Here is a 19,930-nt window from a genome sequence, read left to right on the forward strand (position 1 = left end):
CAATGACTGGATACTCAACCGAAAGCCACAAGGACCTCAAGGTCTTTTCGGGCCGCGCCCACCCGGCGCTGGCGAACCAGGTGGCCAACGAGCTCGGTATTGACCTCGTTCCCACCACCGCCCGCGACTTTGCAAACGGGGAGATCTTCATCCGTTTCGAGGAGTCCGTCCGCGGCGCCGACTGCTTTGTCATGCAGTCGCACGCGCAGCCGCTGAACAAGTGGCTGATGGAACAGCTCATTATGATCGACGCGCTCAAGCGCGGCTCCGCGAAGCGCATCACCGCGATCCTGCCGTTCTACCCCTACGCCCGCCAGGACAAGAAGCACCGCGGCCGCGAGCCGATCTCCGCCCGCCTCATCGCGGACCTGCTCACCACCGCCGGCGCCGACCGCATTGTCTCCGTGGACCTGCACACCGACCAGATCCAGGGCTTCTTCGACGGCCCGGTCGACCACATGCACGCCCAGCCCATCCTGGTGGACTACATCAAATCCAAGTACCCGATGGACAACCTGGTCGTGGTCTCCCCCGACGCCGGCCGTGTGAAGACTGCGGAGAAGTGGGCGAACGCGATGGGCGACGCCCCGATGGCGTTCGTGCACAAGACCCGCGACATCGACGCCGCGAACAAGGTCGTGTCCAACCGCGTCGTCGGCGACGTCAAGGGCAAAGATTGCATCCTCATGGATGACATGATTGACACCGGCGGCACCATCGCCGGCGCCGTCGGCGTGCTGAAGGAGGCGGGCGCGAAGTCCGTTGTCATCGCCTGCACCCACGGCGTGTTCTCCGACCCGGCACGCGAGCGCTTGAGCCAGTGCGGCGCCGAGGAGGTCATCACCACCGACACCCTGCCGCAGTCCACCGAGGGCTGGAAGAACCTGACGGTGCTGTCCATCGCCCCGCTGCTGGCCAAGACGATCCGCGAGATCTTCGAAAACGGCTCGGTGACCACCCTCTTCGAGGGCCAGGCGTAGTAGCCCACCGCCGTACTTTCCCATAAGCCCCCGTGACCGCACGCCGGTACGGGGGCCGCAATGAATTGTGAGGAGTCCCGTGTCCGACGTAGCAACACCGCCAGAAAGCGATGGTGGCCTGCAGCGCGGCGTGAAGCAGCGCCACATGCAGATGATCGCCTTTGGCTCATCGATCGGCACCGGCCTGTTCCTCGGCTCCGCTGAGTCCATCAGCTACGCCGGCCCCGCAGTCCTGCTCGCGTTCCTCATCGTCGGCGCGATCGTCTACCTGCTCATGCGCATGCTGGGCGAGATGGCGGTCGCCCGCCCGGTTTCCGGCTCGTTCGCCGCCTACGCCCGCGAGTTCATCGGCCCGCGCGCCGGCTTCATCGCAGGCTGGAACTGGTGGTTCACCACCATCGTGGTGGGCATGATCGAGCTGACCGCCATGGGCACGTTCCTCGACTTCTGGTTCCCCTCCATCCCCCACTGGCTCACAGCCCTGGTCACGCTCCTGGTCGTGGTGACCATCAACGCGGCGCGCGTGAGCGTGTTCGCGGAGGCCGAGTACTGGCTCAGCCTGATCAAGGTCATCGCGCTCACCCTCATGATTGTGCTGGGCGTCGTGCTCGTCCTGGGACTGGGACCAGAACCCGCGGTGGGCACCGACAACCTGTTCATCCACGGCGGGTTCTTCCCCAACGGCGCCACCGGCGTCCTGTTCTCCCTGGTCGCCGTCACGTTTACGTTCGGCGGCATCATGTCCATCGGCACGGCTGCGGGCGAGGCGCAGGACCCGTCGAAGTCCATTCCACGCGCCGTCAACTCGGTCATCTGGCGCATCCTCCTGTTCTACCTGGGCGGCATGAGCGTCATCTTGCTCCTCGCCCCATGGGACGAGCAGGGCTCCTCCGCCAGCCCGTTCATCCGCGTGCTCACGGCGGTCGGCGTTGACGGCGCAGCGCACCTTCTCAACCTGGTGATCCTGGTGGCGGTGGCCTCGGTGTGCAACACCATGACGTACTCCGGCAGCCGTATGCTCCGCGACCTCTCCCGCAACGGCCAGGCCCCCGCCTGGTTCTCCGCCACCACCAAGAAGGGCCTTCCGCTTCGAGCACTGCTTTTCGACGCCACGCTCATGGGCGTCGTCGTCATCCTGAACTACTTCTTCGAGGGGAAGGTCTTCGCGGTGTTGCTTGCCATCATCGTGGGTTCTGAGCTGATCACGTGGGCGTCGATAAGCTTTGCCCACCTCCGCTTCCGCGCGGGCGGCGGGCAGTCTTCCTTCCGCGCGCCGTTCTCCCCCGTTGCCAACTGGCTCTGCGCCGGGTTCTACCTGCTGGTGCTCGTGCTCATGGCGTGCCTGCCGGATTACCGCGTGGGGCTGCTCGCGCTCATTGCCTGGGTCGTCGCACTGAGCGTGATAAGTGCCCTCCGGAAGCACGATGAGGTCCTAAACTAGTCAGGCATGATCCGCCACGACCTCTCATCCCTTCCCGCATACGTCCCCGGCGCGCGCGAACTCGCGCCCGGCACCGTCAAGCTCTCCTCCAACGAGTCCGCGGAAGGACCGCTGCCCACCGTGGTGGAGGCGATGACGAAGGCGCTGGACGGCACGAACCGCTACCCCGACATGGGCGCGGTGGAGCTGCGCGAAGCCCTGGCCGCGCACCTTGGCGTCGACGTCGACCAGGTCGCTGTGGGCACCGGCTCCTCGGCGCTGTGCCAGCAGCTGGTCACCGCCACTGCGCAGCCCGGCGACGAGGTGATCTTTCCCTGGCGATCGTTCGAGGCCTACCCCATCTTCGCGCAGGTCGCGGGGGCGACGCCGCGCCCGATCCCGCTGGACGCGCAGCACCGCGTCGACCTCGCCGCGATGGCCGAGGCAATCACCGATGCCACCCGCCTCATTTTCGTGTGCAACCCGAACAACCCGAGCGGCACCACGATCACCACCGCGGAGTGGGAGTCATTCATGGCCGCGGTCCCGCCGCGCGTGACGGTCGCGCTCGACGAGGCCTACTTTGAGTACAACCGCGCCGCCGACACCCCGGTGGCCACCGAGGAAATCACGAAGTACCCCAACGTGGTGGGCCTGCGCACGTTCTCCAAGGCGTACGGCCTGGCCGGCGTGCGCGTGGGCTACGCCTTCGGCGCCCCCGCCATCATCGAGGCCCTGAACAAGGTGGCGGTGCCGTTTTCTGTCAGCTCCGTCGCGCAGGCGGGGGGCGTCGCCTGCCTGAGCGCGGGCGCGGAGCTGCAGGCTCGTGTGGACGAGACGTGTGTTCAGCGGACCAGGCTGGTCGAGGCGCTGTCCCGCTTCGGCACGCCGGAGTCGCAGACCAACTTCGTCTGGATTCCGGGTGCCCCACAGGATTTCGCCGAGCGCATGGCCGCGCACGGCGTGCTTGTGCGCGCGTTTCCAGAGGGCGTGCGCATCACGGTCACGAACGAAGACGAGACAGACGCCTGCCTGCGCGTCCTTCACCAGATATTGGAATAGACGTTCACCTCGCTCCGTACGCTCGCGGGCCTGGAGTTCAACCTCGGCACCGTCGACGCCGTCCTTGCAGAACTGTACAGCCTGGCCACCTCGGGCCGATGCACGACAACGCTGCTCAGCCCCAGCACTGGACCCCCGAGCAGCGCGAGCGCCTGTACCTGCACACCGAAATAAAGGAGCTCGAGGCGGAAACGGTGGCGTACCTCGTCTGCTCGCGCCTGGGCATCCGCTCCTCCAAGAGTTTGGATTGATGTCGCTGGTGGGTTACACTTTCCACGTCTCGGCGAGGGCTGTATAGCCGTTATCGGCGCGATATGTATCCAGACTTTTTCTCATGCTCGAGTGAGCAGTGATGAGCAAGCCTGCGATCACTCGACGAGCACCTGTTCCGTTCAGTGGTCGCAGGTTTTTCCTGTGGCCCGAAACTATAAAGGAGTCACATCATGGCTGTTACCCCGACCGTCATCAAGGTTGAAAAGCGCGAAGAGTTTGGCAAGGGCGCTGCCCGCCGCCTGCGTCGCGAGGGTCGTATCCCGGGCGTCCTCTACGAGTCCGGCATCGACAACGTTCACTTCTCCGTGGACCGCATCGAGATCTCCGCGATCATCCGTAACGAGGGCGTGAACGCTATTCTCGAGCTCGACCTCGACGGCGAGAAGCTGCTCTGCATGGTCAAGCACATCGACCAGAACGTCATCTCCATGGACATCGACCACATCGACGTGCTTGGCATCAAGCGCGGCGAGAAGGTCAACGTCGAGGTCCCGGTCATCACCACCGGCGAGGCTCACCCGGACGCCGTCGTCCTGGTGGAGAACGACGTCATCGAGATCGAGATCGACGCCCTGAGCATCCCGGACGAGCTCGAGGTGTCCGTCGAGGGCAAGGAGATCGGCGACCAGATCACCGCTGGCGACGTCACCCTGCCGGCGGGCGCTACTCTGCTGTCCGACCCGGAGGACCTGCTGGTCAACGTCACCTACGAGCAGGTTGACGAGGAGCTCGAGGAAGCCGCTGCTGAGGCCGAGGAGGGCGGCGCCGAGGCTGGCGCTGAGTCCTCCGAGGACGAGGCTGAGTCTGGCGACTCCGAGGAGTAAACACGATATGCTGAGGGGCCGTGTCTACTTCTGATTCGCCCCTCCTCGTTGTGGGGCTGGGAAATCCCGGCCCCACCTACGCCGGCACGCGCCACAACGCGGGCATCGCGCTTATCGACGAGCTCTGCTCCCGCGCCACACCGATGCCGGCCCAACTCGCCGTGCACAAACGCACGAACACCGAGGTCGCCGAGCTTGCCGCCGGCCGCCTCCTGCCCGACCGCCAGGTCATCCTGGCGCGCACCCGGGCCTTCATGAACGTCTCGGGCGGGCCGATCAAGGCGCTCGCGGACTACTTCCGCGTTCCCCCGTCCAACCTTTACGTCGCCTACGACGAGCTGGATCTCGAGCTCGGCCAGGTCAAGCTCCGCACCGGCGGCGGGGACCACGGGCACAACGGGCTGAAGTCCGTCACCAAATCCCTGGGCGGCAAGCCCTACCACAAGCTGGCGCTCGGCATTGGTCGCCCGCCAGGCCGCATGGCCCCGGCGGACTACGTGCTCAAGCCGTTTTCTTCCCGGGAGCAGGTCGAGATCTCCATCGCCGCGGCCGATGCGGCAGATTTGTGGCGCCATTCCGTATAAATTTGTGGCATGCGCTTAGTCACCCTGAGAGTCCCCGGCCATGACCTGACCGTCGCCGCCCGCCTCGAGTCCGACACCACCGCGGTCACCTACCCAGGTTTCCCGGACGTCGGCGCGCTCCTCCAGTCGGATTCCTGGCAGGAGGGCGAACGTGTCTCGTTTTCCCACGACCAGCTAGCGCCCGTGATTCCGAGCCCAAGCAAGATCATCTGCGTCGGGCTCAACTACGCCAAGCACATCGAGGAGATGGGGCACGAGCGCCCCGACGTCCCCACCCTCTTCATCAAGTTCCCCGAGGCCCTCATCGGCCCTTACGATGACGCGGAGATCCCCGACTTCAACGCGGATACGCTCGACTTCGAGGGCGAGCTCGCTGTGGTGGTAGGAAAGTACGCCCGGCACGTGCGGGAAACGGATGCGCACGCACACATCGCCGGCTACGCGGTGATCAATGACTACACCCAGCGCCACATCCAGAAGCGCACCAAGCAGTGGCACCAGGGAAAATCATTAGAAAAGACCGCGGGGTTCGGCCCGTGGCTGGACACCGAGTGGCAGCCCGGCCCCACCCTGACCACCACCGTCAACGGCGAGATGATGCAGCAGGCCCCCACCGACGATCTCATCTTCTCCCCCGCCAAGCTCATCGAGTTCATCTCCCACCTCTACCCGCTCAACCCTGGTGACGTGATCGCCACTGGCACTCCGGCGGGCGTGGGCCACGCGCGCGACCCCAAGCGCTACCTCGCAGACGGTGACACGGTCCGCGTGGAGATCGACGGCCTCGGCGCGATCGAGAACACCACCCGCATCCTGCGGCGACAGCACGCCATGCTCGCCAGTGCGTTCCCGCCCTCCGAGTACCTCTACGAACCAGAGTCGGACGAGAGCGACATCGCGATGATGCTCTGCCACGGCTGGAGCGCCGCCGAAATCACCGCGCATTACGAGGACGAGGACAACGTCGACGCCCTTTCGCTTCTCGACGACATCCGCGCCGAATACGCCCGCCGCATCCCCTCCCCCTCCGAGGACGCCACAAAACTCGAGGCCTTCAGCGACGCGCTCGCCGACCGCGGTCTCTCCTTCTCCTTCGACGAGGGCTGGACCAAGGCCGAAGCCGCGGACGAGGGCGCGGATCGGGCCACACGCGAGGGCCGCCGCGGTTACGCCTACTGCACCACGCAGGACGTGGACGGCCTCATCCACACCGGCAAGCTCTATTTCGGGTTTGCCTCGCTGGATGCGCCGAACACCGACGCCGACGACGCCGTCGGCCAGGAGGTCGTCGACGCGCTCAGGGACGTCGGCTTCGCGCCCGAGTGGGAAGGCACCCGCGCCGCGCGGATCACCTGCAGCGGCCTCGTGTTCGAGCTGGCGCTGAGCGACTAACGTTCGCCCAGCAGGTAGCGCTCGATCTCCTTCGCCGGCGCCTCCATCAGCTCCCCGCGGTCCTTGCCCACCAGGCAGTAATCCTGATCCTTCGTCATCGGGCGCAGGTACGGGTAGATCGGCGGCATGTCGCGGTAGCGCTTGGTCATCTCGTTTTCCAGGCCGCGCGCCCACCGGCCGGAAAACGCCTTGCTCACCACGGTTCTCCGGTCGGTGCGCAGCAGCTCGCGGTTACGCTGGCTGGTACCGGCTTCATCGGCCATGAGGAAGGCGGTGCCGCACGCAATGGTCGACGCGCCCAGATCCCGCAGCCGTGCCACATCCTCCGGCCCCCGCACCCCGCCCGCGGCGATGAACGGCGCACCGAAGTCCGCCACCTCTTCGACGATGGTGTCCAGGTAGCGGGTGTCCGGAACCTCCAGCGGCGACCAGGTGCTTCGGTGCCCGCCCGCCTCTGCGCCCTGCACGATGACGCCGTCGGCGTTCCATGACTCGCCCATCGCTTCCCACGCATCCTCGATGCGGGTCACGGTCACCCACGCCTCCGAACCGACGGAGTGCAACCGCTCCACGTGCTCCGGGTCCAGCGGCCCGAAGGTGCTGCTCACAATGGGTGGCGCGGCCTCCAGGACGAGCTCGAACTTTTCTTCAAAGCCCCCGGTGACATCCACGTTCGGGACGTCGGTGCCGAGTTCGGAGGCGATGAGTTCGACGTCGATAAGCGAAGGCTCGACCTGCGGTACGAAGAGGTTCACGCCAAACGGCGGTGTGCACTGGCCGAGCCACGTGCGAGCCTGCTCGACGGTGCAGGTGCCGAGCGCGAGAAAGCCGAAGCTGACCGCGTTGACCAGCGCCGGCGTGGTTGGTCCGCCCGCCATCGGTGCGGCGACGATGCGTGGTAGGTCCATGGTTATGCTTGTCCCCGTGTTCGATTTTCTGAAGCGACTGACATCCCAGCCACCGGCCAGCCCCCACACCGAGTGGCTCGTGGTGGGGCTGGGAAACCCCGGCCCCGAATATGAGACCACGAAGCACAACGCCGGTTTCCTGGCCGTAGACCAGTGTGCCAAAGATTTGCGCCCCGCGCCGAAGTGCCGCGCACTCGTGCAGCACATTGACGACGTCACGTTTGCCAAGCCCACCACCTTCATGAACCTGTCGGGCGAGTCCGTCTCAGCGTTCGGCGTGCGGCCGGAGCGGATCGTCGTGATCCACGACGAGCTGGACCTCCCGGCGGGGAAAGTACGCGTGAAGCTGGGCGGCAACGAGAATGGGCACAACGGGCTCAAGTCCATCACAGAGCACCTGGGCACCCGCGACTACGTGCGCGTCCGCGTCGGCATTGGCCGCCCGCCGAAGGGGACGCCCGTGCCGGACTGGGTGCTCGGCCCGCTCTCCGGGAACGAGGCGATCGAGACGGCCGCGGAAGCCGCGCGCCTCGTCTGCGCCCGCGGGCTCGCCGCGGCTCAGAACGAGATCCACGGGCGCTAGATTAGGACAGCGCCTGCTCGAGGTCGTTGAGCACGTTCTCCAGGGACTGGTTCTTCTGCTCACGGGGCGCGAAGGCGCCGTCGGCGAAGTCCTCGAACAGGGAGAGCGCGACCTGGTTGCGGACGCCGAACATGGAGAAGTTCGCAACGATCTGGCGCCAGTGCTCCACCGCGCGAAGGCCGTTATCAGCGCCGTAGGACACGAACGCGACGGGCTTCCCGGCCCACTCGGCGCCCAGCACGTCGAAGGCGTTCTTCATCGCGCCCGGCACGGAGTGGTTGTACTCCGGGGTGACAAAGATGAAGGCGTCGCAAGCGTCGACCGCCTTGGACCACGCGGTGGTGGCCTCGTCCTCGTACTGCTTGTTTGCGGCGCCCGGCACCATTTCCGCGTCGAGCAGCGGAACGTTGAACTCGGACAGGTCGAGCAGCTCGTACTCGAAGCCGTCGCGCTTCTCAGCTGCGTCCGAGACCCAGCGGGCGACGGCCTCGCCGGCGCGTCCCTTGCGGATGGAGCCGAGGAAGATTCCGATCTTCATAGATACAACCCTTTTGTTGATTCGTCTACAATTTCGCCCCTTTACTCTACACCGCTCCCCGCAACATTGTCAGCCGAATCAGTGCTGCGAGAAGTGCTCCAGGTCACGCGGGCTGCCCGCCGCCACGATGCGGTCCGACGGCGTGAGCTGGGTGCCGTCGGTAAGCGGTGCCCACCCCTCATCCCGCTTCACCGAGACGAGCTGGACATGCTGGCTCCTCCACACCTCACCCAAGTCGAGCGGGCGCCCCGTCACGCACGCGGGCGCCGCCATCTTTGTCACGCCGTAGTTGGTGGAGATCTCCGCGAAGTCCTGGAAGTGCCCACCCAACAGGTGGGCCACGCGCCTGCCCGTGTCGCGCTCCGGGCGAATCACGTGGTTGGCCCCGATCTGGTGCAGGATGCGCGCGTGCGCCTCCGAGTCCGCCTTCGCCCAGATGTCCTGCACCCCCAGCTCGACGAGGTTGGACGTGGTCAGGATGGAGTCCTCCAAGTGGGAGCCGATGGAGACGACAACGCGCTCGACATCCTCGATCCCCAGTTGCCGCATCGCCTCCGGGTCCGTGGTGTCCGCGGCGAGCGCCTCGGTGAGGTACGGCGCCCGCTCGCGGACAATCTTCTCGCTGGAGTCCACGCCGAGCACCTCCACCCCGTTCGCCATGAGTTCGGTGGCCAAGGCGGTGCCGAATCTGCCGAGCCCGATGACTACGACGGGCGGAATGTCAATCGTCGCGCGGGAAAATAACTTAGCCAATGAACGGCCTTTCTTCGGGGTAGCTAAAGCGCCTATCGAGCATCTTCGCCGACAGCGCCGCCACCAGGGTGGTCGGGCCTACGCGGCCCAGGTACATGATGAAGCAGAGCACGATTTGCGACGCCGACGACAACCCCGCCGTGATGCCGGTGGAAAGCCCCGACGTTGCAAATGCGGAGATGACCTCGAAGGACACCTGGTCACCGGTGAACTGCGGGTCGAAGACACGCAGGGCCGCCACGCCAAGAGTGACCACCATGACACCCGCGAAGCTCAGCGCGAGCGCCTGCCTGGTCACCGAGTGCGGCAGGCTGCGGTGCCCGATCGTCGTTTTTTCGCGACCGGTGAACTCGGCCGCCATCGCCGCCAGCAGCACGCACGCGGTGGTCACTTTGATGCCGCCCGCTGTGCCAGCCGAGCCTCCGCCGAGGAACATGAGGACGTCGGTGCCCATCAGCGTGATCGGGTGCGCCTGCCCATAATCAACAGCGTTAAAGCCCGCAGTCCTCGGCGACGCGCTGGCGAAGAAGGCATTGAGCAGCTTCACCCCCACCGGCATGGGACCGAGCACGCCGGTCCATTCCGTCGCCGCGACGAACACGGTGCCGGCGACAAGCAGGAACGCCGTCGCAGCCAGCGTCATCCGCGCCGTGATGGAGATGCGGTGGACGGCGTTGGACTTCCGGCGCACCAGCCGCACCAGCTCCGCCCACACTGGGAATCCGAGGCCACCGCCGATCAGCGCGGCGGCTAGCGGCATGAGGATCCAGGCATCGGACGCAAAGGACACGAGGTTGTCGCTGTGGGTGCTAAACCCGGCGTTGTTAAACGCGGAAACGGCGTGGAAGACGCCCTCCCAGGCGGCGCGGCGGAACGAGTACCCGTAGCCCACCATGAGCCGCGCGCCGACGATCACCGCGATGGTGGCCTCGGCGATCGCCGTGAACCCAAAGGTGAAGATGAGGGTCCGGCGGATGCCTCCGGCAGTGATGGGGCGCCCCTCGTAAGCGCCGGTCTTGCGCGCCTTCAAGCTGATGCGCCCGGTGAGCAACAGCCCGGACAGCGAGGCAAGCGACATGATTCCCAGCCCGCCGAGCTGGATGAGCAGCAGGATGACGGCCTGCCCGGCGGGGCTCCAGAAGGTGCCGGTGTCCTCGACGACCAAGCCGGTCAGGGAGACCGCAGACGTCGCGGTAAAGAGCGCAGCCAGGAACGAGGCGTGTTCCGCCCCCGCCTCCGCGAAGGGGAGCATGAGCAACCCCGTGCCGCTCAGGATGAGCAGCAGGAACCCGATCGCGGTCAGCCGTGCTGGGCCGAGCGATCGCAAGAAAAGCAAGCGCTTCACAAAGGTGAAGTATAGACGCAAGCGATTCCTCCGCACCAACCCTTGGCGGCTACACTCTGCGGCATGAGTTCTCTCACTTCCGAGGCCAAGCGCCGCCGCACCTTCGCCGTCATCGCCCACCCCGACGCCGGTAAGTCCACGCTTACCGAGGCGCTGGCGCTGCACGCACACATCATCTCGGAAGCGGGCGCCGTCCACGGCAAGGGCAACCGCAAGTCCACCGTGTCCGACTGGATGGATATGGAGAAAGACCGCGGCATTTCGGTCGCCTCCTCCGCGCTCCAGTTCGAGTACGCGCCGGAGGGGCACGAGGGCGAGCCCTACGTGATCAACCTGGTGGATACCCCGGGCCACGCCGACTTCTCCGAGGACACCTACCGCGTCCTCTCCGCCGTCGATGCGGCAGTCATGCTTATCGACGCAGCCAAGGGCCTCGAGCCGCAAACCCTGAAGCTCTTCCGCGTCTGCAAGGCCCGCGGCCTGCCAATCGTCACCGTGGTGAACAAGTGGGACCGTATCGGCCGCGAGCCCCTCGAGCTTGTCGACGAGATCGTGAACGAAATCGACCTGCAGCCCACTCCCCTCTACTGGCCGGTCGGGGAAGCCGGTGATTTCCGCGGCCTCGCCCACATCAGCGACGACGGCGAGGCCGACGAGTACGTCCACTTCATCCGCACCGCCGGCGGTTCCACCATCGCGCCCGAGGAGCACTACGCCCCGGACGACGCCTCCGGCAAGGAGGGCGAGGTGTGGGACACCGCGGTGGAAGAGGTCGAGCTGCTCGCCGCGGACGGCGCCCTGCACAACCAGGAGCTGTTCGAGCAGTGCATCACCTCCCCGATCATCTTCGCCTCCGCAATGCTGAACTTCGGCGTCCACCAGATCCTGGACACCTTGTGCGCGATCGCGCCCGCCCCGCGCCCGAAGGAGGAGCGCGACCTCGACGGCGACTTCTCCGGCATCGTCTTTAAGGTGCAGGCGGGCATGGACCGCAACCACCGAGACACGCTGGCGTTCATGCGCGTGGTCTCCGGCGAGTTCGACCGCGGTATGCAGGTCACGCACGCCCAATCCGGCCGCACCTTCTCCACCAAGTACGCCCTCACTGTGTTCGGCCGAAACCGCGACACCGTAGATACCGCCTACCCGGGCGACATCATCGGCCTTGTGAATGCGGGCTCACTGGCCCCGGGCGACACCATCTTCACCGGTAAGAACGTGCAGTACCCGCCGATGCCGCAGTTCGCGCCCGAACACTTCCGCACGCTCCGGGCGAAGTCGCTGGGCAAGTACAAGCAGTTCCGCAAGGCACTCGACCAGCTGGACGCCGAGGGCGTCGTCCAGATTCTGCGCAACGACCTGCGCGGCGACGCCGCCCCGGTGATGGCGGCCGTGGGCCCCATGCAGTTCGAGGTCATGCAGGCGCGCATGGAGGTGGAGTACAACGTGGAGACCGTCACCGAGCCGGTTCCCTACTCCGTGGCGCGCCGCACCGACGCGGAGTCCGCCGACGAGTTGGGCCGCCAGCGTGGCGTGGAGATCTTCACGCGCACGGACGGCGAAATTATCGCCCTGTTCGGCGACAAATGGAAGCTGGCCTTCGTGGAGAAGGAGCACCCCGAGCTGACGATCGAGCCGCTTATCGCAGACTAGGCGCTGGAGCGGCGAGGAACTCGATCCACCGTTCCCACTCGCGCTCGAGCTGCGCCTGGCCGGCAGCGTAGTTGCGCTGCAGCTTGCTGGGGCGGCGCTCGATCGACTCGGCCTGCATGTTGTCGGGGAAGAAGACCAGCGCATCGCCTGCCCGCTCGGCGGCGAGAATCTCCCGCTTGGCGGCATTGTAGCGCCCGGCGCGCACGTGTAGCGCGTTGCCGATCTCCGGGTAGCGGCGGAACATGCCCCGCACGGCCGCGGGCTGGACCAGCGGTTTCTTCCAGTAATCGCGGGGGCGGGTGGCTAAGACGACGAAGCGCGTGAAGCCGGCCCGGCGCGCGGCGTCGATGAGCAGGCCTCCGGAGGTGCCGAGGGCGCCGTCGACGTACGGTGCGGCGTCGATAAGCGTAATGGGCATGACTTTGGGCACTGTCGACGACGCGCGGGCCGCCCTTGCCACGAGCGACGGGTCGCGCAAGAAGTCGTCCCTGCCCCAACTGACGGTGTCACCGGTATCCGCGCGCATCGCCTCCACGTGCACCTGAGTGGAGGACGCGGCGAAGGTGGCGAAGTCGAACGGAAGGAGTTGTTCCGCCTGCCCGTAGAGGAACTCGGAATTGAAGTACCCCTTGCCGCGCGCCAGTTTGAGCACACCGCCGAAGTGCGGGTGCGAGGCTAGCTCGGTAAACGCGGCGCGGGCGCGGCGCACGTCCGCCGACGCGTAGTTCAGCGCGTGTACGGCGCCCGCGGAGACGCCGCCGACCCAGCCGAACTTCACCTGCTCGATGAGACGAACGATGGCGGGTGCGGTGTACGAGTTGCGCATCCCGCCGCCTTCAACAATCAGGGCCACGTCTTGCGCATCAATCATGCGCCAAAGTTTAGGGCTGGATCAGCGATCCCGCTGGGTGAGGAACTCGCGCATCGCGGGCCACTCGCGTGCCAGCTGCTCCTGGCCGGCTGCGTAGTTGGCTTTCAGCTTGTCCACGTTCAGCTCGGTCGACTCCACCCCCATGTGCTCGGGGTAGAACACGTACGCGTCGCCCGCCGCCTCCAGGCGTTTCACCTCGGCGCGCGCCGCGTTGTAGATGCCGGGGCGTGCGACCATTGCGTCGACGACGTTGGGGGTCTTGCGCAGGATGCGTCGTAAAGCGCGCTGCCGCTTCTCCGGCGGCTTGATGTAGTCGCGCGGGCGGGTGAGCACGACGAGAAAGCGGGAGTAGCCGGCGTCCTTCGCCGCTTGGATGAGGATGCCGCCCGAGGTCCCCAGCGCGCCGTCGACGTAGGGCACACCGTCGACCTCGCGCATCTTCATCACGAGCGGCAGTGTCGACGAGGTGCGTGCTGCGATATTGATCTGTTCGATGGTCTGCATGTCCTCGCGGTTGTAGGTGACAGTCTCCCCCGTATCCGCACGGACAGCCTCGAGGTGCACCTCTTCCTCCGTGCGAAGGAACGTCTCCATGTCGAACGGCAGTTGGTCCGCGTAGCCCTCGTAGATGAACTCGCCGTTGAGCAGGCCCTTGCCGCGGACCATGGTGCGCCAGCCGCCGAACTCGGGGTTGCCAACGAAGTCGGTGAAGGATTTCTCTGACCGGTACGCGTCGCGCGAGGCGAAGTTGAGCGCGTGGCTCGCACCAGCGGAAATGCCGCCAACCCAGCCGAACTGCACGTGCTCCGCGATGAGCTTCTCCACCACCGGGGCCGTGTACGAGTTTCTGGTGCCTCCGCCTTCGAAGATGACGGCGACGTCGCGGGCGTCAATTTCTGGCTCAACAGTCATGCGCTTCATCCTAAACGTTTTCGTAGCGTCGCCCCAAGGTATTACTTTGCACACCGTGCGCAAATTTGCATATGCTGTGCATCATGTCGAATTTCCTATACAAGCTGGGCAGCCGGTCATACCGAAAAGTATGGCCCTTCCTGGCCTTTTGGATAGTTGTCCTCATCGGCGCCGGGGTGCTCGCCTCCAACTTTGCCAAGGCACCCAACCCCTCATTCTCCATGCCGGACATGGACTCCACCATCACGCAGGAGGAGATGAGCGAGCGCTTTGGCACTGACGCGGATCTCACCAGCGCACCCACCGGCACCGTTGTGATCCAGGCGGAGGGCGACCGCACCCTCGCCGACCAAGACGTGATGGCAAAGGTGGACGAGATGCTCGGTGAGCTGAAGTCCTCCGACGCACTCGCCGATACCGACGCCATCGTGAACCCGGTGCTCGCCGCAGGCGGGATGCAGCAGCAGCTGACCGAGGCGAAGACAGCACAGGGCGTCCCGCCGGAACAGATTGCAAAGGACCTCGCGCAGCTCTCCCCTGTCAGCCCCGACCAGAAGACCGGGACCGTGGACGTCACTTTTAACGCCGCGGCGGTCATGGACATCTCGACTGAGCAGCGCAGCGAGATCACCGACGTTCTGGACAAGTACGACGGCTCCGAACTGCTCAACGTGCAGTACAACGGCATGGCGTTCCAGTCGCAGGAAATGAACATGACCTCCGAGCTGATCGGCCTGGCCGTGGCAGCGGTTGTCCTGCTCATCACGTTCGGCTCCTTCGTCGCCGCCGGCATGCCGCTGCTCTCCGCCGTGATCGGCGTGGGCGTCGGCCTGCTCGGCGTCCAGCTGGCCACGCTGTTTACCGACACGATCTCGGACATGACGCCGATGCTGGCCTCCATGATCGGCCTGGCAGTGGGCATCGACTACGCGCTGTTCATCGTGGCGCGCTTCCGCAACGAGCTCATCAACGGCGCCGGCCTCAACGACCTCACGCCGAAGGAGCTGGCACAAGCGCTGCGCACCATGGACAAGGGCACGCGCGCCCACGCGATGGGCATGGCCCTGGGCACGGCCGGAGGCTCCGTGGTGTTCGCGGGCTTCACCGTGCTCATCGCGCTCGCAGCGCTGTCCATCATCGGCATCCCGTTCCTGTCCACCATGGCGTACGCCGCGGCCGCGACGGTCGCGCTCGCCGTGCTTGTGTCCACCACCTTCCTGCCGGCAATGCTGGGCCTTTTGGGCACCCGCATCTTTGCGGGTCGCGTCCCGGGGCCGAGGGTGCCGGACCCGGAGGACGAAAAGCCGACGATGGGCCTGAAGTGGGCCCGAATCATCCGCAAGCGCCCGTGGGTCATGCTGCTGGCGTCGGTCGCACTGCTAGGCATCCTGGCCATCCCCGCCGCGGGCCTCCGGTTGGCCATGCCGACCGACGGCACGGCGTCGCCAGGCACCCCAGCCCGAGAGGCGTACGAGATGACCTCGGACGCCTTCGGCCCTGGCCGCAACGCCCCCATGATTGCGTTCGTTGACGTGGCCAACGTCGCCGAGCAGGATCGCCCCGCCGCGTTCCAGGATGCGCTGACCGCCTTCAACGAGGCCGAAGGTGTCGAGAACGCGCAGATCGTGCAGACCACCGACACCATGGACGCCGCGCAGGTCCTCATCACTCCGACCACGGGCGCGACCGACCCGGCGACCACGGAGACGCTCGAGCGGCTGCGCGACTACCAGTCCGAATTTGCGGACAGCACCGGCGGCGAGTTCGGCATCACCGGTGTCACCCCGATTTTCGACGACATCTCGCAGCGCCTCCAGGACGTGCTGCTCCCCTACATCGCTATCGTCATCGGGCTTGCGTTCATCGTGCTCATGCTGGTGTTCCGCTCCCTGTGGGTCCCGCTCATCGCCGCGCTCGGCTTCGCGCTCTCCATGGCCGCGACCTTCGGCATCACCGTGGCGATCTTCCAGGACGGCATGTTCGGCATCATTTCCGACCCGCAACCGCTGCTGTCCTTCCTGCCCATCATGCTCATCGGCCTCACCTTCGGCCTGGCCATGGACTACCAGGTCTTCCTGGTCACGCGCATGCGCGAGGGCTTCGTCTCGCGCGGCAAGACCGCCGGCAACGCCACCGCCAACGGCTTCAAGCACGGCGCGCGCGTCGTCACCGCCGCCGCGCTGATCATGATTTCCGTGTTCGCCGCTTTCATGCTCATCGACGAGCCCTTCATCAAAGCCATGGGCTTCGCGCTCGCCGTGGGCGTGCTTATCGACGCCTTCGTGGTCCGCATGACCATCATCCCGGCCACCATGTACCTGCTGGATGATCGCGCGTGGAAGCTGCCCAACTGGCTGGACAAGGTGTTGCCCAACCTGGACATTGAGGGCGAGCACCTGCAGCAAACGGTGGAACACCATGAACCTGCGCGAGTCTAAGAAACAGGCAACCCGCGAGGTGATTTCCGACGCCGCGGCGCACATCCTGCTGCACCAGGGGTCAGAGAAGCTCACCGTCGCCCGGGTCGCCGCCGCCGCGGAAGTGTCCCCGCGCACGTTCCACAACTACTTCGCGGACCTGGACGCCGCCCTGCTGGTCTTTGTGGAACGCACCTTTGCGGAGATCGGCGAGGATATTCGCCGCCTCCCGCCCGAGCTCGGGCTCACCGAGGCGTTCGAGCAGATCTGCGTCGACGCACTCACCGGCGACGGGGTCAAGCTGCACTCGGCGTCGACCCTGCTGCTCACCTCGGACCGGCTTGAGCTGATTCGTGGCTCCGCCTGCCCGAACGACGACCGCGAGCGCATCCTGGACCCGGTGGTCAGCGCGCTACAGGAGCGCGCACCCCAGCTGGCCCCCTTCGAAGTCCTCGTGCTACTCAGCGCCTACGGGTCCGCCGCGAGTGTGGCGTTCAAGCGGCACCTCCGCACGCCGAGTGCCGACAGCCAGGCCCTCCTGCACAAGGCGTTCGCCGCCGTGCGCGCGAGCCGCTAGTTCCGCGCGTTTTTCACCTCGCGCGCTGTCCGCGCGATCCACCGCTCCAGCTGCAGGCGCCACCGGGCGCCCTCGCTGGAGCGTGGCCGTGCCTGAATGTGCCGCTCAGAGTCGTACCCTACCTGGAGCTCCTTCGCGCGGAGGATTTCGGCGTCGATCTTCACGCCCTCCAGCAGCACGATGTTCATTACCCACACGAGCGCCAGCACCGCGATCACGGTCCCGAACGCCCCGTACGCGGATCGCACGCCGAACGTGGACATGTAGAGCCCGAACCCCCACCACAACCAGAAGCCGACGAACAGGGCTAACGACGACCCCACCGTCAGCAACCTGAACCGCCCCGGCCTCACATTTGGCGTGAAGTAGTACAACAGCGACAGCAGGATCATCGCCATCAGCACGATCACGGGCGTCCGCACATACACCCACACCGGCAGGAACTTCTCCGTGAGGTAGGTCAGCACATTCTCCACACCGAGCGGCCGCGCCACCGGCCCAAGCACGCTGTGCACGATGCCGTCCGTGAGCAGCGTCCCGATCAGGATCGCCAGCCCGCCGACGACGAGCATCAGCGTGATCAGCCACATGGTCACCCAAGTGACCACCACGTTTCGCCCTTCCGAGCGCCCATAGACCAGGTTGGCGTTGCGCGAAAAACTCCGCACGTACGCCGACGCAGATAGCAGCGAGATCAGCAGCGAGACGATCAACGCCACAGTGCTTTGCGACGGAGTGCCCACAATCGTCTCCATCAGATCCATCGCCTCTCCGCGAAGGGCCTCCGGCACGTACACCTCAACGAGCCCGTCCAGGAGCTGATCGACCGCCCCCGGATCGCGCCCGAGTAGCAAGGTCGCGATGGCGTACGCCGAGACCAGCATGGGCGCGAGGGACAGCACCGTGTAGTAGGTCAGCGTGGCGCCTCGATCCACCATGGCGTCCGTGGAAAAGTCTGCAAACAGCCGCTTGAGCACGAGCGTCCAACCGGCCTTTCCCAGCCGGTTCCTGCGACCGAGGGGATTGGGCATCGTGTCTTCCGACGGAGGAAACTCCGGTTCGCCGATGCCGTAGGGCAACACGAAGTCGACGCGTCGCGACGCAATCTCAGGGCCCTTTTCGGCATCTTCCATAGTGCCAGCGTAACGGTTTTCTGCACGTTGACCTTGTCCTGACACGGCGAAAACCAGCGCGCTTCCAGAGCAGCAGTTTGTGTTCGCACGGACATTCTTTGCGCCCATGTTCGAACGGTAATTGTGCACCACATCGGCACTCTTTCGTACGCCTGTTCTATTTTCGCCGCCAATCTTCGAACCGGTGTTGGGGGCCACGTTTATAGTGCAAGGCATGAACGCTCAACAAGCCCCACCTCGCCCCTACTTCCGAATAGACAGACCCCACGACAGCGATGCGCAATTTGGCCGCAGCCTCCGTGAATCGGAGCACGCACTGTACTCGCGCTTTAGCGACGACGGCGTGGGCATCGAAGACTTCGACGTGGTCGTCGATAAGCTTGCTCAGGCCACGGGGTACTCCCGCACCGTCATCCGCTCCGCGGTGCTGTCGTATCACCGGCTGACGGATCTGCCGCGGCTGCGTGCGCTGCACAACGAGCAAAAACTACTCACGCTGGGCCACCTGACCGCGATCCGGCGGAAGCTGGAGGAGCTCGGTCCCGACGCCGACGCGGAGATCCTCGCCGGTATCGACGACTTCCTGGTCGAACAGTTCACGCCCACCCGGCAGAGCCAGCCGTTCCCCGACCCTGCCGCCGTCACGCGAAAGTTGCGGGCGCACATCCGGCGCATCGATCCGGCTCTGGGGTACAACCCGAAAAAGCGGAAGGAGCGCGAGGCCCGCCGGGACCACGGAGCCGAGTTCTTCCTCGAGGACTTCGGTGGGATAACAAAGGGCATGATGAACCTGACCACGGACACCGCGACACTGGCCGCCGTGCGCGCGTTCGTGCAGCAATGCGGGTTGGAGCACAAGCTGTCTTCGCACGACACCGTGGTGAAACTGCTCACCGGCGAGATCACGCCGGCAGCGAAGGCGCGAATCCAGGTATACGCGCCGAAGGGGCGCGAGGCGGGGCAGCCAGTGTTCATCCCGGGCTTCGGCTGGACCGAGCCTGACGCCACGATCGCGTTCGACGAGATGTGCGCGCAGACCCCGCCCTCCGTCGCCGACATGGACGGCGTTCGCGAAAACACGACACCCAGCTACGTGCCGACGGCAGACATGCGGGCGCTCGTGGAGGCTCGCGACGGCACGTGCATCTACCCCGGCTGCAACCACCCCGCGGAGCAGTGCCAGTTGGACCACCGCATCCCGTTCGCTGAGGGAGGGGAAACACGCGTGGATAACCTTCACTGCCTCTGCCAGAGGCACCATAACCTCAAGACCGACCGCCGCGCCTTCTACGTCGTCGACCCCGCGACCGGGGACGCCATCTGGCTGTACGAGGACGGCACATTTGAGGTTTCGGAGCCTTCCGGGCTGCTGACTGCTCAGTTGGGTGCTGAGGATCCGCGGTGGAGGGCGTCGATAAGCGAAGTGAAGCGCAGGCGCGAGCGGGCCGCGGAGTTTCATGCGCGCGGACACGCGATTATGGACCAATACGAGAAAGATCAGGACATCATCGAGTGTGAATTCGCGCTGGACCAGCTCGAAGAACAGTTTGACATGCGCTTTCCGTTCCACCCGGAACCGGAATGGTGGATGGGGCTCACACCACCGGTGGATGCACCATTTCCCGACTATGAATGGGAGGACAACCCGGACAACCTGCGCTTTGACGACGCCAACATTCCGCTCCCGGAGGCCGGTTAGACTCGC

General features: G+C 65.7%; 19 protein-coding genes and 1 pseudogene. 13 read left to right on the forward strand and 7 right to left on the reverse strand.

Annotated features, from left to right (window positions below):
* Positions 1-2: 2 nt before the first annotated feature.
* From OVO38_RS03235 to OVO38_RS12455, 8 genes and pseudogenes are all read left to right on the forward strand, one after another.
* Complete coding sequence (locus tag OVO38_RS03235) at positions 3-980, forward strand: ribose-phosphate diphosphokinase (RefSeq protein ID WP_095535692.1); 978 nt, start codon at positions 3-5, stop codon at positions 978-980.
* A 79-nt stretch (positions 981-1,059) separates the two neighbouring features.
* Positions 1,060-2,421 carry an amino acid permease gene (locus OVO38_RS03240; RefSeq protein WP_267207742.1) on the forward strand — a complete coding sequence of 454 codons (1,362 nt, stop codon included), beginning with the start codon at positions 1,060-1,062 and terminating at the stop codon, positions 2,419-2,421.
* A 6-nt stretch (positions 2,422-2,427) separates the two neighbouring features.
* Positions 2,428-3,462, forward strand: coding sequence for a histidinol-phosphate transaminase (gene hisC, locus OVO38_RS03245; protein ID WP_267207743.1), 1,035 nt, complete (start codon positions 2,428-2,430; stop codon positions 3,460-3,462).
* A 98-nt stretch (positions 3,463-3,560) separates the two neighbouring features.
* The gene (locus tag OVO38_RS03250; protein WP_165765816.1) at positions 3,561-3,713 is read left to right on the forward strand and encodes a hypothetical protein; all 153 of its coding nucleotides are present in this window, start codon (positions 3,561-3,563) and stop codon (positions 3,711-3,713) included.
* Between the two features lie 192 nt (positions 3,714-3,905).
* Positions 3,906-4,559: a 50S ribosomal protein L25/general stress protein Ctc gene (locus OVO38_RS03255; protein ID WP_267207744.1), complete on the forward strand. Its 654-nt coding sequence runs from the start codon at positions 3,906-3,908 to the stop codon at positions 4,557-4,559.
* Positions 4,560-4,579: 20 nt separating this feature from the next.
* Complete coding sequence (pth, locus tag OVO38_RS03260) at positions 4,580-5,143, forward strand: aminoacyl-tRNA hydrolase (RefSeq protein ID WP_095535694.1); 564 nt, start codon at positions 4,580-4,582, stop codon at positions 5,141-5,143.
* A gap of 9 nt (positions 5,144-5,152) precedes the next feature.
* Positions 5,153-5,950 (forward strand): annotated as a pseudogene (locus tag OVO38_RS03265) (fumarylacetoacetate hydrolase family protein); the annotation flags it as partial.
* A 96-nt stretch (positions 5,951-6,046) separates the two neighbouring features.
* A complete protein-coding gene (locus OVO38_RS12455; protein WP_415528316.1) occupies positions 6,047-6,535 on the forward strand; it encodes a DUF6891 domain-containing protein in 489 nt (162 codons plus the stop codon).
* Here the strand turns inward: OVO38_RS12455 and OVO38_RS03270 are convergent.
* On the reverse strand, positions 6,532-7,443 hold the full coding sequence (locus OVO38_RS03270) for a nitronate monooxygenase (RefSeq protein ID WP_267207745.1): 912 nt from the start codon (positions 7,441-7,443) through the stop codon (positions 6,532-6,534). The two genes, OVO38_RS12455 and OVO38_RS03270, sit on opposite strands and share 4 nt — an antisense overlap.
* 4 nt (positions 7,444-7,447) lie before the next feature.
* Here OVO38_RS03270 and pth (OVO38_RS03275) point away from each other — a divergent pair, with 4 nt between their 5' ends.
* Positions 7,448-8,026, forward strand: a complete 579-nt coding sequence (pth, locus tag OVO38_RS03275) for an aminoacyl-tRNA hydrolase (RefSeq protein ID WP_095546394.1) — start codon at positions 7,448-7,450, stop codon at positions 8,024-8,026.
* A 1-nt stretch (position 8,027) separates the two neighbouring features.
* Here pth (OVO38_RS03275) and OVO38_RS03280 read toward each other — a convergent pair whose 3' ends face one another.
* The 3 genes from OVO38_RS03280 to OVO38_RS03290 form a co-directional block, all read right to left on the reverse strand.
* Positions 8,028-8,564 carry an NADPH-dependent FMN reductase gene (locus OVO38_RS03280; RefSeq protein WP_095545945.1) on the reverse strand — a complete coding sequence of 179 codons (537 nt, stop codon included), beginning with the start codon at positions 8,562-8,564 and terminating at the stop codon, positions 8,028-8,030.
* A 78-nt stretch (positions 8,565-8,642) separates the two neighbouring features.
* Entirely contained in the window at positions 8,643-9,317 is a 675-nt protein-coding gene (locus tag OVO38_RS03285; protein WP_095545946.1) for a potassium channel family protein, read from the reverse strand.
* On the reverse strand, positions 9,310-10,662 hold the full coding sequence (locus OVO38_RS03290) for a TrkH family potassium uptake protein (RefSeq protein ID WP_267207746.1): 1,353 nt from the start codon (positions 10,660-10,662) through the stop codon (positions 9,310-9,312). The genes OVO38_RS03285 and OVO38_RS03290 overlap by 8 nt, the downstream gene beginning before the upstream one ends.
* 63 nt (positions 10,663-10,725) lie before the next feature.
* On the opposite strand from OVO38_RS03290, the gene OVO38_RS03295 reads away from it, so the two are divergent.
* Positions 10,726-12,315 carry a peptide chain release factor 3 gene (locus OVO38_RS03295; RefSeq protein WP_095548458.1) on the forward strand — a complete coding sequence of 530 codons (1,590 nt, stop codon included), beginning with the start codon at positions 10,726-10,728 and terminating at the stop codon, positions 12,313-12,315.
* Here OVO38_RS03295 and OVO38_RS03300 read toward each other — a convergent pair.
* Together OVO38_RS03300 and OVO38_RS03305 are read right to left on the reverse strand one after the other, a co-directional pair.
* A complete protein-coding gene (locus OVO38_RS03300) occupies positions 12,302-13,186 on the reverse strand; it encodes a patatin-like phospholipase family protein (RefSeq protein ID WP_095548459.1) in 885 nt (294 codons plus the stop codon). The genes OVO38_RS03295 and OVO38_RS03300 overlap by 14 nt on opposite strands.
* Positions 13,187-13,207: 21 nt before the next feature.
* Positions 13,208-14,098, reverse strand: a complete 891-nt coding sequence (locus OVO38_RS03305) for a patatin-like phospholipase family protein (RefSeq protein ID WP_095537759.1) — start codon at positions 14,096-14,098, stop codon at positions 13,208-13,210.
* Between the two features lie 83 nt (positions 14,099-14,181).
* On the opposite strand from OVO38_RS03305, the gene OVO38_RS03310 reads away from it, so the two are divergent.
* Both OVO38_RS03310 and OVO38_RS03315 read left to right on the forward strand, forming a co-directional pair.
* The gene (locus OVO38_RS03310) at positions 14,182-16,536 is read left to right on the forward strand and encodes an MMPL family transporter (RefSeq protein ID WP_267207747.1); all 2,355 of its coding nucleotides are present in this window, start codon (positions 14,182-14,184) and stop codon (positions 16,534-16,536) included.
* Positions 16,517-17,092 carry a TetR family transcriptional regulator gene (locus OVO38_RS03315; RefSeq protein WP_158221598.1) on the forward strand — a complete coding sequence of 192 codons (576 nt, stop codon included), beginning with the start codon at positions 16,517-16,519 and terminating at the stop codon, positions 17,090-17,092. Before OVO38_RS03310 ends, OVO38_RS03315 begins: the two co-directional genes overlap by 20 nt.
* On the opposite strand, the gene OVO38_RS03320 is transcribed toward OVO38_RS03315, so the two are convergent.
* Positions 17,089-18,225: a YihY/virulence factor BrkB family protein gene (locus tag OVO38_RS03320; RefSeq protein ID WP_095554976.1), complete on the reverse strand. Its 1,137-nt coding sequence runs from the start codon at positions 18,223-18,225 to the stop codon at positions 17,089-17,091. The genes OVO38_RS03315 and OVO38_RS03320 overlap by 4 nt on opposite strands.
* Positions 18,226-18,439: 214 nt before the next feature.
* Here OVO38_RS03320 and OVO38_RS03325 point away from each other — a divergent pair, with 214 nt between their 5' ends.
* Entirely contained in the window at positions 18,440-19,924 is a 1,485-nt protein-coding gene (locus OVO38_RS03325; RefSeq protein WP_239214551.1) for an HNH endonuclease signature motif containing protein, read from the forward strand.
* Positions 19,925-19,930 lie beyond the last annotated feature (6 nt).

Origin of the sequence: Corynebacterium sp. Marseille-P8863, from assembly GCF_946902955.1 — a bacterium.
Classification (GTDB): domain Bacteria; phylum Actinomycetota; class Actinomycetes; order Mycobacteriales; family Mycobacteriaceae; genus Corynebacterium; species Corynebacterium gottingense.